Genomic DNA, 13,339 nt, shown 5'->3' with positions numbered 1-13,339 from the left:
TCAAATCACATTCCTAAAAGTTAGGTTGACCCTGGCCTTCATTGGCCTAATTGATTTCGCTATCCGATGCTCCCAGTTTTGTTGCAAATCACCTTTCATGATCATCAAAGCACCGCTTTCTAGTCTTATCGAATATTTCTCTCCATGATCCAACTTGTTCCGTATGTCAAAGCACCGCACCTGTCCAAAACTTACAGAAGCAATAACAGGATGTGTTCCCAACGCCTTTTCATTGTCACTGTGCCAGGCCACCGAATCATTGCCATCCCGGTAATAGTTTAGCAAAACCGAATTAAACCGGATACCAGCAATGGCCTCTACCTTATTCCGGATCATGAGCAACTCAGGAGTCCAGACATTCGGTGTTGACCTACGCAACGAGGTATAGTCATAAGTTTCCTCATCGGCATACCATGCAGGTAATCTTGGTGTAACGACTTCCTTATCGTACATCCTGACGATCTTTTGCTTCCAGGGAGAACTGGCAATAAAATGATTCAGTAAGATACTACTTTCATTTTCAGCAAATAACCCCGGATGGTATTCCAGTAACTCTTCAGGTAGTCCAGGGCTTTGCCCTGCTTCTCTAAACATGCTCAGTTGTTCCATCAAGCCCCCCCTCTTTGAATGGTCACCTCAAAATCTTCGCGCATTTCCGCATCGTATACTTTAAACAAGATCGCCCATTCATCCTTCAGCAAATGCGGGACATAGGCGGCAAATACCTTTACAAACCTTTCGAGATCTGTTTTCGGCTGACAGATGATTAGGTATTCTGCGTCATTTTTAACAATCACTTCAAGCACCTTTCCAGGCCAGTGGGTCTTGATTTCTTCAGGAAGCTGATTAAAGTGTTGCGATTCGATTAGCATCGCCAGATCTTTACACATCCCTTCAGGAATATCAGCATGACTATGCAACTTCCAGAGGCCCTGCATTTTCTGCATTTCACCTATCAGTTCATCCCCGTCAACGATCTGCCAGGGTTCGCCACGTCGGGACTGGATCAGCTGATAAGCTTTTTTCGAATCCCCGGCTCTAGAAAAATAGATCAGTTCAATCATATCAATTTTAATCTTTATCATTATCAGTCCATTACTGGGTTCGGCTGTATTTCCAGCTTGGCAAACTTCTGTACTTCTATACTGGGGAACCCGAAATCCTCGACCACTTTTCCCTGGATCAGGTAGCATCCCGCACCGCGGAAAGGATATACCGGGGTTGTATTCGAGAAATGCGTTGTGTCAAAGAATTCACCGTTGTGATCCAGAAAAGTACCGAACCACATTTTCTTATTGTTCTTCGCATGAACCGTTTTTTCACAGACATACAATCCGACCATACGCACTACCCTGCCGATACAGGATGATAAATCCTTAGTCGCCACATCACCCCTGTAATTCGTTTTAAGCAGGTCAAACATTGACAGGCTCAAGGGATAACCCAGGAGTTCCAGTTCATGATAAGCGTCTTCCAGTTTGGTATTGACCAATTCCGGGAGTACAAATTTCTTAGCTTCTACATGAAAAAGCTCAGCATGGTTGTTTGGTTTACTCTTCTGTCCAAGCAGCGAATGCACCTCCCAAAGCAAGGTCTTCTTACTTTTCCCCGTAAAACGCAATGCTCCGCAGCGGATCAGGATGATCACCTGCTCCAGACCGATCTCCAGGCGCTTCACAAAATCTTCCAGATCCAGGTATTCCCCGTTTTGTTTACGTTCCTCAGGTATGGCTTCTATAAACTTTCCTTCCAGGCCCTGGATACCCACAAAGCCCAGGTAAGCCTCTTCACCAAAAATGGAGACAACTGATGAACTGCGGTTTACACAGGGCAAATGAACTTTTGCTCCAGCTCTTTTAAGTTCATGCACATACAGCCATCGGGTATAAAATCCGCCATAGTTGTTCAACACTCCAACCATGAATTCTTTAGGATAGTAGGTCTTTAAAAACAGGCTTTGGTAACTCTCCACGGCGAAGCTAGCCGAATGAGCTTTGGAAAAACTATAACCCGCAAAACTAGAGACCTGCCGCCAGATCTCCTTAGTCACATCCTCCGGCCTGCCCAACACTTTAGCCCCTTCATGGAACTTTTCTACCAGGCGATCAAACTCCACACGGGAACGGTACTTGCCACTCATTCCCCTTCTCAGGATGTCGGCATCTGTCCCATCCATCCCGCCGTAATGAATGCAAACTTTGATCACATCCTCCTGGTACACCATAACTCCAAAGGTCTCCTTCATCTGTTCTTCCATCACCGGGTGCAGGTAAACTACCTGCTGAGGTTGATGAAAATTCTGGATATAGGTTTTCATCATACCCGATTGGGCTACCCCGGGGCGAATGATTGAACTAGCGGCCACCAGTGTCAGGTAATCCCCACAACTGAGCTTCGTCAACAACTGCCGCATGGCAGGTGATTCAATGTAAAAGCAGCCTATGGTATTGCCGGTTTTAAGTCGTGCATTGAGGTTCGGGTCTTTCATGAATTCCTTTACCTGGTGGATATCGATGCGCTTCTGTTGATTTTTTTCCACGAGCTTTACCGCTTCTTTAATGTGCCCGATCCCGCGCTGGGAAAGGATATCATACTTGTCATAGCCGATCTCTTCTGCCTCGTACATGTCCCATTGCACAGTCGGCATTCCTTTAGGTGGCAGGTCCAATGCGGTGTAATAAGTGATCGGTTCCTCAGAGATCAGCACCCCACCAGCGTGGATACTGCGCTGATTGGGCATATCACTCATCAACTGATGGATCATCATGATCTTTTTAAAAGTCTCGTTATCGCGGTTCAATACCGAACGGCTGGGATCAGTAAAGCCATCAATCTCAGATTTGGGCAATCCCATGACCTTACCGATCTCCCGAATCACCGAGCGGTCTTTAAAGGTCGACATGGTGCCCAGTAATGCAGTATGTTCGCGCCCATAACGCTTGAAAATATAATCCTGCACATCTTCCCGCTCATCCCAGCTGTAATCCAGGTCGAAATCAGGAGGACTGGTCCGTTCTGCGTTTAAAAACCTTTCAAAGTAAAGATCAAGCTCTATAGGGTCAACATCTGTGATCCTTAGACAGTAAGCGACAATACTGTTCGCTCCGGACCCCCTGCCCACATGGTAATAACCCCGGCGCATGGAATACTGGATGATGTCATTGGTGATCAGGAAATAGGCACAGAAATCCAGGTCAAAGATCACTTTCAGCTCTTTCTTCAACCGCTTCATCGCTTCCCTATTTTTAGCTCCATAACGATAGATCAGCCCCTCCAATGCCAGTTTCTCCAGCAAAGCTTTGTCATCCTTTTTGTTACCAGTAAAACTTTTACGGTTCAGTTTGAGTTTCCCTTCAGGGTAATCCATAACACAAAGATCCATGAGTCTGCGAGTGTTGTCCAGTATATAAGCATGTTTCACAAACTTGTTTTCCAGTTCACCAGGATTCAGGAACAGATCCGTTTCCTTACATTTATCTTCCTTCTCCACCATGGTAATCAGCGTATTTAGATCAATCCCCCTCAAGTATTCATGTAAGCGGTAGCCGATCTTGCTGGATACAAAAACAGGTTGCAGGGCAAGCATTTTTGAAGGATGCTCAACTTCCTTATTGTACAACTGATGCAGCTCATCGAAGCGGATTCCGACATATTCATTTGCTTTTAACGCGACCGTATGACCGAAAGGAAAAATAATGCAGGCGTTTAAGAATCCGGGAGGTTCATCAGGCAGCTCTTTTTGCGAAAGGTTATGAAGAGTCAGAAAATCGTTAAGCTCCTTCATCCCCTCCTTGTTTTTAGCGACACCGATGTAGAGCAGTTTTTTATCCTTTCTGAATTCCATCCCGCCAATTGGCTTGACGCCCTGCTTACGAGATTCCCTCATGAACTCCATCACACCAGTCGAATTGTTGATATCCGTCAGCACCATCTGCGTAATTCCACGCGCCTTAGCTTCCTCGACCAGCGTTTTGATCGACATGGTGCCATAACGCAGGCTATAATGGGAATGGACGTTCAGATACATCGTGTTATAGCTTTATATCCACGGCTGCGGCACGGGTGACCGCATCCTGACCAAAACGTTTGCGGATCTTATCCAATGCCTGCACCAGGCTGTATTGTTCCTGGGATTCGCTGTACATATCGATCTGCTCGAAGCCGCTCACCAGGTTACTCAGCCTGACCCCGACCAGCCTGAGCAGCATTCTCCGATTGTACATCTTTTTAAACAGATCCTTTGCTGTAGCAATCAGCACGGTATCCAGCGAAGTATAGGCAATGGCCATCTGCTTGGTCTCCGTTTCAAAATTCGCATAACGAATGGTCACAGTTACGCAAGCGCATAATTTCTGTTTTTCCCTGAGCTGGAAAGCGATGTCCATCACCTGGGCGACCAGCAAGTTATTGATCATTTCAATATCTATCGAATCTGCATGAAAGGTACATTGTGTACCAATCGACTTCTGCTCCGAATAAGGGATCACCGGACTGTTGTCAATCCCTTTAGCTTTTTGAAGTAACGAGAGTCCTGATTTTCCGAGCAGGAAGTTCATTTGTTCAGGATGGATCTGCGATAAGGTATAGATCTTTTTGATCCCCATATCACTGAGTTTCACGAAGGTTTTCTCTCCCAGTCCCGGTATCTTTCGGATGGACAAAGGGTTCAGGAATGGCTGCACTTCAGGCTGAGCGACATTAAGTTCTCCGTTTGGCTTACATTCATTGGTAGCCATTTTGGAAACCGTCTTGTTGACCGAGAGGCCAAAAGAAATCGGCAGCCCAGTTTCTTTGATCACCAATGCCCTGAGTTCATGTGCATACTTGTGCGTAGAATGGAAACGGTCCATACCGGTCATGTCGATGTAGTGTTCATCGATACTTGCTTTTTCTATGAGCGGCACACGGTCTTTCAGAATGGCGGTGATCTCATGGGAAGCTTTGGAGTATTCGTCCATGTTTCCCCGGATAAATACCGCATGCGGACAGAGCTGCTTGGCCATGCGTGAGGACATCGCAGAATGCACGCCGAACTTACGGGCCTCATAACTGCAGGAAGCAACCACTCCCCGATCCGAGCTCCCGCCTATGATGACGGGCTTTCCGATCAGGCTGGGATCTTTCTTTACTTCTACTGAAACAAAGAAGGCATCCTGATCCATATGGATAATCTGTTTCTCCGCTGACATGATGATAAAATTAGGTTACAGCTGCAAAGCTAGTCTAAACCAAGGCGTAAATCCAAATTAAATGCTAATCATATTAGTATTTAATTTGATAATTAAAATAGTTGAACTAATTATATTAGCTTTTAATCCAAAGAATTACATTCGCCTCGTGTAGATGTATTATTCAAATTTTCAGCTATGTCCAGAAGGGTAAAAATTTGACCATTTTTAAAAATTCACGGGCCTAACTAATCCGGAGCTGCCAGGACCAACAGCTACCTATTTATTTTTTTACTTAAATTATTACCGAAGGATTTTTGGTAAATAGGATCAGAATACTCACTTTGACGACAATTCTTCGATAATGGTCTTGATCTGTTTATGGATTCCTTCGAGCTGAGCTTGATCACCCTGTTCATCTCCCTGGCTTTGCGCCATGAGCTGGTAACTCCTGACCCTAAGGCGGGCGTATTTGATGAGCAGGCTATTTTGATGGTGTAATTTATGGGATAAATTTAGTTTGTCCAACTCCTGAAGCTTCCCAATTCCCTGCTCCCAATACTTTATGCCCTGATAAAAAGCTTCCATTTCTTCGGAATCGGTCAATTCACTTTCCTGATGAATCAGGGACACCGCTTTCTTTTCCAAGTCATAAAATGTATTGATGCCCTTGACATAACGCAGACGGTCGCTGGCCGCCATTGCCTGGTAAGCCCAACCAGAGGCGATGAGTACGACAACAATGGCGGTTGTCAGGGCAAATGCATTTATTTTTTGTTTGTCCGGATTCTTCAAAGCCGGAAGATAGAGGTAGCCGATAATGATCCCAGCCAACAGTCCTCCAAGATGTGCCGCGTTGTCGATAGCAGGCTGGAAGCTGGAATACACCAGGTTATAAACCAGGAACAAACCAATGTTCATCAGTAAACCCTTGCGCATCGAACGCTCCAGGTGATTGGTGGACAATACAGCGAGGAAAACACCGTAAAGGCCAAAGATCGCTCCTGATGCTCCCGCAGAAATGCCATAGTCATTCCACCATAAACTGACCAGTCCGGCAAGTATACCGCTGAGCAGGTAGGCCGTGAGGAATTTCATCCTGCCCAAGATAGGCTCTAAAAGCATTCCGACGAAGAACAATGCATACATGTTCAAAGCCAGATGAATGATGCCAAAATGTAGGAAGCAGCTGCTCAAAAGTCTCCACCATTGACCGCCCAGGGTGTACTGAATCGAGTTTGCTCCCCAGCTAAGGATCCGTGCTGCCTCAGGCTTGAACATTGAAATGCCGCTGGATACCATTACAAGGAATATAAAAATGTTGATGATGATCAACAGCGGGGTCACAAAATAGGTATCGCCCGGTTTAAATATACCCCAAAAGTCAGCAATGAATGTAAATTTAGGCCTGGTATCCGGTTTCAAAGTATCCTCGTAGGCAGGAATAAAATCCTTCTCATAAGTTTTGTAAAGCTCCTTTATTTTCTTTTCATGCAGCTGATTAACGGTCTGCTGGAATTTAGCCAGGTATTGATCAACAGCCTGCTCGTTCCTGCTGTGCTCACCGGGCATCCCGGACACCGACTGACACTGGACTTCGAGGGTAGATTTGGTCACTTTTATCTGCAATTCTCCATTCCAGGAATGAGCCCCGTTATTGGTATATCCAATCACACCGGCATCTGAGAGGAAGCGGATGCGCCAGCCCAAAGCTTTTAGGCTTTCAAAGGCTGCAACCAGGGACCACTTTTGGTTAAAATTGGCAATAGGGAGATTTTTGGTGAAAGCCATATTATCCGCGCAACTGTTTAGTCGGTAAACTTAGTTTTTTCAACGCACCGGTAGACCAAAGGGCCCAGAAGATCAATACAGGCTGGAAAAAGAGCCTACCCAGCCTTTTGGCATCCGTGTCAAGTCCGAAAGCATCTTTTTGACCTAAGTACTGCGCGACATTTCCAGGAAAGACAAGGATGAAAAATACAGCTAAAAACAGTCCTGTATTTGCGCGCTGCCTCTGGTAGAAAATCATCGCGAAGCCCAGCGCGATCTCAACCACTCCAGATGACACTACAGTAAAGTCTTTAGGTACTGGGAGCCACTCGGGTACCTGAGCTTTAAAGGTATGACGTTGAAAAGTCAGGTGTGCTAGGCCCGCAAAAACCATAAAACTGCCCAGGACAATTCTTGCAACTTTTTGAAGCGGGCTGGTATGTTGAATTTGATGACTCATCACGTCAGATTAATTTATTGATCTCCTAAAGTTTAGTAGCAAAAAGGGCGCAGTTAATGCGCCCAGGATGTTATTTTTTTGTGCTTTTCTTTGCAGAGTCACTCATTACTTTAGCGGCCTGCGATTTTTCCTGTTTCGTGCTTTTTGGATCACGCATCTCCTTGGATGCTTGCGATTTTGCTGATTTCTTTTCCATAGTTTTCTTTATTTAGTAGATATCCCTATAACTTTTTAAAAAACGATATGTTTTGAAATTTCAAACTTTCTGGCATTGAAAGGATGGATCTGGATTCAGGCCTAAGGTGATCAAATACTCATTATTTGGATGACATCATTCCAGTTTCTGCGCGCCTTACGTTTTTAGTCTTTTTTACGGACAATAGCTTGATTAATCAGTTCATGAGTCCAAAATAAAAATCAAGCCCTTATAACTCGAGATACAAATCCGTAACAGAAAAAGAAACTAACCTGCCCAGGTATGATCTTGTTGCTGAAAATTAACTATTTCAGCTCATATACTGCGCTGACTACATAATTGAGCTTGATCTTCTTAAACCCAATGTTTGAACTCTGGGCCGATGATTGCTGAACAGCCATCTCGTCCATCATGGGCATGGCCTGCGGACTGTTTTCAGCCGAAGACTCCCGTACTTCTAATAGCTTGCCAAGTTCACTTTCTCCCGCTTCAGCAAGGTATTCAGCTTTAGCTTTGGCCTCTCTTAAGGCTTTGATTTTAATTTCCTTCTTGCGCTCGGCTAACCTGGAATAGTCATAGCTTTCTACCTGCGTGTATTCGATTGATTTTGGGTCTAATTCACTAATGATCGTATTGATCTTGTTCAGGTCGTTCATCCTGATCCGGTATTGTTTGCGGATGATGAAGTCGGGATTTTTCTGCTTTTGAGAGGGGTTGCTATAGCTGGAAACATCATTGATCCGAAGGTCTTTTTTAGGTATTCCTACTTTATTAACTGCTTCGAACAACTGCTTCTCCAAATCTGTAATGACCACTTTTTTACCAGTGATGTCAGTATATTCTTTAAGGGCAATTCCAAAGTAAATGATATCAGGCGTGACTTCCTCCTCCGCAGATCCGGTCACAAAGATTTTTCTGCGGCTGTCGAATTGTTCGGAACAGGAGGCCAGGGTTAATGCTGAAACTAACAGCAGGATAGATAGTCTTTTCATATTGATAATTTTATGGAAGGATGCACCTTTTATTTGAAATCCATATTTGATCAAATTTTTGTTGACAACCTGAGACGTAATTTTACTATGCACGCATAATTTTTTCATAAATATTTTGAAAGATACTTTCCCATTGATACCTTTGTCCTGAGAGCGTTAATTTAAACGGGGTTGGGTCGCCAGATTCAGCCCCGTTTGTTTTTTTAAGGTCCTTATCTTTTGCGCTGATCCGATTGCCCGGCGGCTGCAGATAGCTGTTCAAAATTTATTCCTCTGTAGGTCGTGATGGCTTCAGCAAAGCGTTGTTCGGGATCTATCAAAAAAGTTTCCAGTCCAAGCTCCTGCCCTGCCTTGATCTCGGATTCAGGATCATCGCCGATCACCAGAATCTGATCTTTATCGAAATCATACTGTTTGATCAGCTCAATAAATACATCCTTTTTATTGCTTACAGATACGTCTACCACTTTGACATCTTCAAAATCTTCGGCAATGCCAAGCATTTTCACCTTTGAGCGTTGTTGTTTGGGGAAACCGGCGGTAACGATGAACTTCCTCCCTTTCAAGCTTTTGATGTAGTGATAGTCTGAGCTGGGTATCAGCGCTTCAGTGACTTCACGTTCGGACAAGTATTCAACCATCCGTTCGACCACATCATTGGGGAAATGGTATGCTTTCGCTAATTTTAGGAAAGGCGTACGCATCATCTCCTTTTTTACCTTTACATATTCCTCCTCCGTCAATCCAAGGTCTTCCTGGTCAAGCTTTTCATAAAGGCCGGACATGAGCACTTCTTTGTTAGGTTCGGTGAAGTAGATGGTGTTATCCAAATCGAAGAAAAAAATTGTTTTCATAGAAATCATATGTATCAAACAATATTTTTTTGGTTTGGATTGAGCAAATTCCCAAAAAGCTCAAGGGCTATATCCATTTTTTTTGATGATACCTAAACGAAATATTTAGAAAACTAAAATGAGATAGCGTAGTTTTATTTACAAATATGCCGCAAAGTCTCCCATCGAAAAATATAGAAGCTACAAAACGTATTTTGCCCATGATCCTTGCAACTGCAATCTTCATGCAGATGCTGGATTCGACCGTACTCAATACTTCACTGCCAGCCATTGCAAAGGATTTACAGCAATCTCCATTGAATATGCAGAATGCGATAATTGGGTATGTCCTGACACTCGCAGTTTTTATGCCCGTTAGTGGCTTCCTGTCGGATAAATTTGGCACAAAGAAGGTGTTTATACTCGCGATGGTACTTTTCAGTGCGGGATCGCTTTTTTGCTCGCTCTCCGGAAACCTTACTCAATTGGTCATTTCAAGAATCATACAAGGTGTGGGTGGAAGTTTAATGACACCAGTAGGAAAGTTGGCGCTGGTAAAGACCTTTCCAAAAAAAGACCTTTTGAAAGCAATGAATTTTGCAATTATTCCCGCCCTCATCGGACCTGTCCTGGGTCCGCTCGTTGGAGGTTACATGGTTGACTATTTATCCTGGCACTGGATATTTTTGATCAACATACCGATGGGAGTTTTGGGTATTGTGCTCAGCTTTCGATATATGCCAAATTACAAATCCGCAGTGACAGATTTTGATTTGAGGGGTTTTTTAATTTTCGCTGCTGCATCCCTATTGCTTTCCATTTCCCTTGAACTCCTGGGCGACGTGGTCTACACTACCCCTGCGCTGGCTATTTTATCCTTCGGGGTTTTGATGTTTTATCTTTATTATCGCCATGCGGTAACAGATAATAACCCGATTTTCCCATTGAACTTATTCAAGGTCAGAACATTCAGGGTGGGTATATTGGGTAATCTCGCTACTCGTCTAGGCATCAGTGCAATACCTTTATTGTTACCGATGATGATTCAGATCGCCTACGGCCAGTCTGCAGTGGTTTCGGGCTGGATTATAGCACCTATGGCCTTAACAGCTATTATCGCAAAGTCCCAGGTCATCAAAATTTTAAATAAGTTCGGTTACAGAACAACATTAATGGCCAATACTTTTATCATCGGCAGCCTGATCTGTACAATGGCTATACCTGGAATTGGTTCGTCCATTTATTACTATGTACCCATCATTGTAATCATGGGCTTTTTCAACTCCATTCAATTCACAGCCATGAATACCATTTCAATTGCTGACCTGCGGGATTACCATACCAGTAGCGGTAATTCCTTGATTTCGGTAAACCAGCAACTTGCAGTCGGATTTGGTGTCGCCTTTGGCCTGATTATCTTGAAGTTATTTCGCGGAGATGTCAAGCTCATTCATGACGATATCCACAATGCATTCAGGTACACCTTTCTTGTAGTGGGAATATTAACCATACTGTCCGGCTTTGTATTCAGACGGCTGCATTTTAAGGATGGAGAAAACTTAAAATAATAGTATGGATGCCAGTTGAGCCGGTTTCCCGAGCTGGCGAGGAACTGCGGAAAAATGGGAGATTAAATCCATAGCATCATCTCATCGATCTTTACTGACAGATAATCTCCCATATATCGTTATTAGTATTATGCAATATCCATTTTTTGAATAAGACCAGACTGAATGGTATAAATGTGTTTGACCTGCCCATTGGATAGTTCGTTTCCTGAAAGGTCTTTCACAATTTGATGTACCAACACTTCTACCTCACCGTCTTCCAGATCGGTAATTTTATCTGGTTTTACAATCGGATCAATCAATTTGAAATAGCCTACAGTTTCAGACTGTCGGCAAGGCCCCGCCGTCGACCGAATAATTGGTCCCAGTGATGTATTTGGCTTCGGGAGATACCAGAAAGGCAACAAGGCCGGCAATCTCTTCGGGCTCTGCCATTCTTCCTGCAGGAACGCCAACTTTGTCCATAACCGACTGGTAGGCTTGATCAACTGAGATATTTGAGGAAATGGCAATTTGCGCTATAAAATCCATCATCAACTGTGTTTTCACCACGCCTGGAGAAACCACGTTCACACGGATCCCCTGGGGAGCTAATTCATTTGCCAGCGCTTTGCTGTAGGCGTTTAACGCTGCTTTCGCTGATGAATAGGACATGGTCATTTCCCAGAGTGGAAGTTTGGCCGCGCCGGTAGATATGTTAATCACTACACCACTTTTTTGCTGGATCATCGTCGGCAGCAATGTTTTGTTGATTTGTACTGCAGACAAAAAATTGAATTGCCAATCATTGTACCAATGTTCATCAGAAAGTGCAGCAAAACCACCGCCAGGACCTAGGTTAGCCCCTGTATTGTTGACGATGATGTCTATTCTGCCATATTTTTCGATGATCTCCCGGGAAATGGCCTCTGCAGCTCCCTCATCACTCTGGTCAGCTGAAATGAAGTGATGTCCCCTGGTGTTTTCCTCAGGCGCATTCCTTGCAGTCACCACTACTTGCGCTCCTTTATCGCTCAATTTATCTGCAATCGCCTTGCCTATACCTTTTGTACCGCCTGTGACCAGGGCTACCTGTCCTTTTAATGTTGTTTCCATATTGTTGATTTAAAAATGTTTGCAAAGTAAATCACAATACTTTACTTTTGAAAGTAGTAACACCAATGTACAGTAATAACAAAAAGTAAAGAATAACTCATCATCAGCCGGTTATGAAGCAAAAAAAAAGTGAAAAATGTGAAGAGCGCTGCGCGCTTCAGGAAATTCTCGAGGTCATTGGGGGAAAATGGTCCATGTCGATTATCTATGCCTTGTTCCCCGGTAAGAAGCGTTTCAGTGAGATAGAGCGTTTGATTCCTAAGATCAATACCAGGATGCTGGTAAAGGAACTGAAAAATATGGAAGCCAATGGGATTGTTACCAGAGAAGTCTTTGCAACGGTACCCCCGACTGTGGAATATAGCCTGACAGCAAAGGGACAGGGCTTAGAGCCAAGTATCAACGAATTGTACAAGTGGGGTCTTGAACATGTGGATTGAAGTATAGAGCTTCAGGAAGCTGAAACACCCCGGCACCTCATAGGTATTGGTGTGGGGATGATGTTAATCACAAACCGACCAGTCAAAGGCATTGCTCCAGCCGCTTTCTGCAAACCGATCTTCCAAAAATCAACAGTAGTTTTCCCGGTTTCGTTAGACAGCCTGTGGTAGATCATCACCGGAAACTTGCTGTTTGAAATTATCCCATCGTCACTCAAATTAAGTATTTCCGCCTTGCTTTCCATCGCTAATGTTTAAATTTCATGTGCATAGATTTCAGCTCCTATTTCTTCGGCAAACCAGGGCGGCAGTTGGCCGAAACCGTTCCAGCAGATACCTGCAGCTGTAATTTCCGGGTAGAGTTCCGCAAGGATCTTTTTGCGCTTACAAACCCTGTAACTGCCGTCTTCCATCGGGATGACTTCAAGTGGCATCCCTCCCGCGGTAATCCGGTAAGGCTCGATTTCGTAGAAACGCGTTTTCATAGGCTACTTATTGTGTTCGGTAATGAGTTCGCCAACTTGCTGCACGAAACCATCTTCCAGTTTATCCTGTGTGGTCCAGATGACCTGGTCACCTTCAGCCTGGGCGTAACTAGTACCGATCTTATTTCGTCTTCCATGATCCGGTAAAGACCATTTTCCTGTGGTTCGATTCGGAAGCGGTCTTTCAATAATTGTATTTCAAATGATTCCATGATAGAACAACATTCCAGTTATATTTAGGTTTTGGCCACTAAGGTAAATTTAAAACACAATTTTGTTTTTCGGCCGGTCCTGCAACCGGTCATGCTCCTCTCGGGTAAAGTAAATTCCTC

At 44.1% G+C, this 13,339-nt stretch carries 15 protein-coding genes; 2 read left to right on the top strand and 13 right to left on the bottom strand.

Features of this window, described 5'->3' with window-relative positions:
* From WAE59_RS22960 to WAE59_RS22920, 9 genes are all read right to left on the bottom strand, one after another.
* Complete coding sequence (locus tag WAE59_RS22960) at positions 1-609, bottom strand: alpha-ketoglutarate-dependent dioxygenase AlkB family protein (RefSeq protein WP_337858336.1); 609 nt, start codon at positions 607-609, stop codon at positions 1-3.
* On the bottom strand, positions 609-1,085 hold the full coding sequence (locus tag WAE59_RS22955; protein WP_337858335.1) for a hypothetical protein: 477 nt from the start codon (positions 1,083-1,085) through the stop codon (positions 609-611). Before WAE59_RS22955 ends, WAE59_RS22960 begins: the two co-directional genes overlap by 1 nt.
* Positions 1,086-1,087: 2 nt before the next feature.
* A complete protein-coding gene (locus WAE59_RS22950; RefSeq protein ID WP_337858334.1) occupies positions 1,088-4,027 on the bottom strand; it encodes a DNA polymerase III subunit alpha in 2,940 nt (979 codons plus the stop codon).
* Between the two features lie 4 nt (positions 4,028-4,031).
* Positions 4,032-5,189 (bottom strand): DNA polymerase IV, encoded by a 1,158-nt coding sequence (dinB, locus tag WAE59_RS22945; RefSeq protein ID WP_337858333.1) that lies wholly within the window; start codon positions 5,187-5,189, stop codon positions 4,032-4,034.
* Positions 5,190-5,507: 318 nt separating this feature from the next.
* The gene (locus WAE59_RS22940; protein WP_337858332.1) at positions 5,508-6,959 is read right to left on the bottom strand and encodes a rhomboid family intramembrane serine protease; all 1,452 of its coding nucleotides are present in this window, start codon (positions 6,957-6,959) and stop codon (positions 5,508-5,510) included.
* A 1-nt stretch (position 6,960) separates the two neighbouring features.
* Positions 6,961-7,398 carry a DoxX family protein gene (locus tag WAE59_RS22935; RefSeq protein WP_337858331.1) on the bottom strand — a complete coding sequence of 146 codons (438 nt, stop codon included), beginning with the start codon at positions 7,396-7,398 and terminating at the stop codon, positions 6,961-6,963.
* A gap of 70 nt (positions 7,399-7,468) precedes the next feature.
* Positions 7,469-7,594, bottom strand: a complete 126-nt coding sequence (locus tag WAE59_RS22930) for a hypothetical protein (protein WP_337858330.1) — start codon at positions 7,592-7,594, stop codon at positions 7,469-7,471.
* A 305-nt stretch (positions 7,595-7,899) separates the two neighbouring features.
* The gene (locus WAE59_RS22925; protein ID WP_337858329.1) at positions 7,900-8,586 is read right to left on the bottom strand and encodes an SIMPL domain-containing protein; all 687 of its coding nucleotides are present in this window, start codon (positions 8,584-8,586) and stop codon (positions 7,900-7,902) included.
* Positions 8,587-8,798: 212 nt separating this feature from the next.
* Positions 8,799-9,440 (bottom strand): HAD family hydrolase, encoded by a 642-nt coding sequence (locus WAE59_RS22920; RefSeq protein WP_337858328.1) that lies wholly within the window; start codon positions 9,438-9,440, stop codon positions 8,799-8,801.
* Positions 9,441-9,586: 146 nt separating this feature from the next.
* Between WAE59_RS22920 and WAE59_RS22915 the strand changes: the two genes are divergently transcribed.
* Positions 9,587-10,987, top strand: a complete 1,401-nt coding sequence (locus WAE59_RS22915) for an MFS transporter (RefSeq protein WP_337858327.1) — start codon at positions 9,587-9,589, stop codon at positions 10,985-10,987.
* 128 nt (positions 10,988-11,115) lie between these two features.
* On the opposite strand, the gene WAE59_RS22910 is transcribed toward WAE59_RS22915, so the two are convergent.
* Both WAE59_RS22910 and WAE59_RS22905 read right to left on the bottom strand, forming a co-directional pair.
* Positions 11,116-11,289, bottom strand: a complete 174-nt coding sequence (locus WAE59_RS22910) for a hypothetical protein (protein ID WP_337858326.1) — start codon at positions 11,287-11,289, stop codon at positions 11,116-11,118.
* Between the two features lie 19 nt (positions 11,290-11,308).
* Positions 11,309-12,082 carry an SDR family oxidoreductase gene (locus WAE59_RS22905; protein WP_337858325.1) on the bottom strand — a complete coding sequence of 258 codons (774 nt, stop codon included), beginning with the start codon at positions 12,080-12,082 and terminating at the stop codon, positions 11,309-11,311.
* Between the two features lie 113 nt (positions 12,083-12,195).
* On the opposite strand from WAE59_RS22905, the gene WAE59_RS22900 reads away from it, so the two are divergent.
* The gene (locus tag WAE59_RS22900; RefSeq protein WP_337858324.1) at positions 12,196-12,522 is read left to right on the top strand and encodes a winged helix-turn-helix transcriptional regulator; all 327 of its coding nucleotides are present in this window, start codon (positions 12,196-12,198) and stop codon (positions 12,520-12,522) included.
* Positions 12,523-12,533: 11 nt separating this feature from the next.
* Here the strand turns inward: WAE59_RS22900 and WAE59_RS22895 are convergent, their stop codons facing one another.
* Together WAE59_RS22895 and WAE59_RS22890 are read right to left on the bottom strand one after the other, a co-directional pair.
* Positions 12,534-12,767, bottom strand: coding sequence for a hypothetical protein (locus tag WAE59_RS22895; RefSeq protein ID WP_337858323.1), 234 nt, complete (start codon positions 12,765-12,767; stop codon positions 12,534-12,536).
* 9 nt (positions 12,768-12,776) lie between these two features.
* Positions 12,777-13,007 (bottom strand): hypothetical protein, encoded by a 231-nt coding sequence (locus tag WAE59_RS22890; protein ID WP_337858322.1) that lies wholly within the window; start codon positions 13,005-13,007, stop codon positions 12,777-12,779.
* Positions 13,008-13,339 lie beyond the last annotated feature (332 nt).

The organism is Pedobacter sp. GR22-6 (genome assembly GCF_037402555.1).
In the GTDB taxonomy this organism is placed as follows: domain Bacteria; phylum Bacteroidota; class Bacteroidia; order Sphingobacteriales; family Sphingobacteriaceae; genus Pedobacter.
The sequence above is the reverse complement of the archived record's forward strand: the minus strand, read 5'-3'. Positions and strand labels throughout refer to the sequence as shown.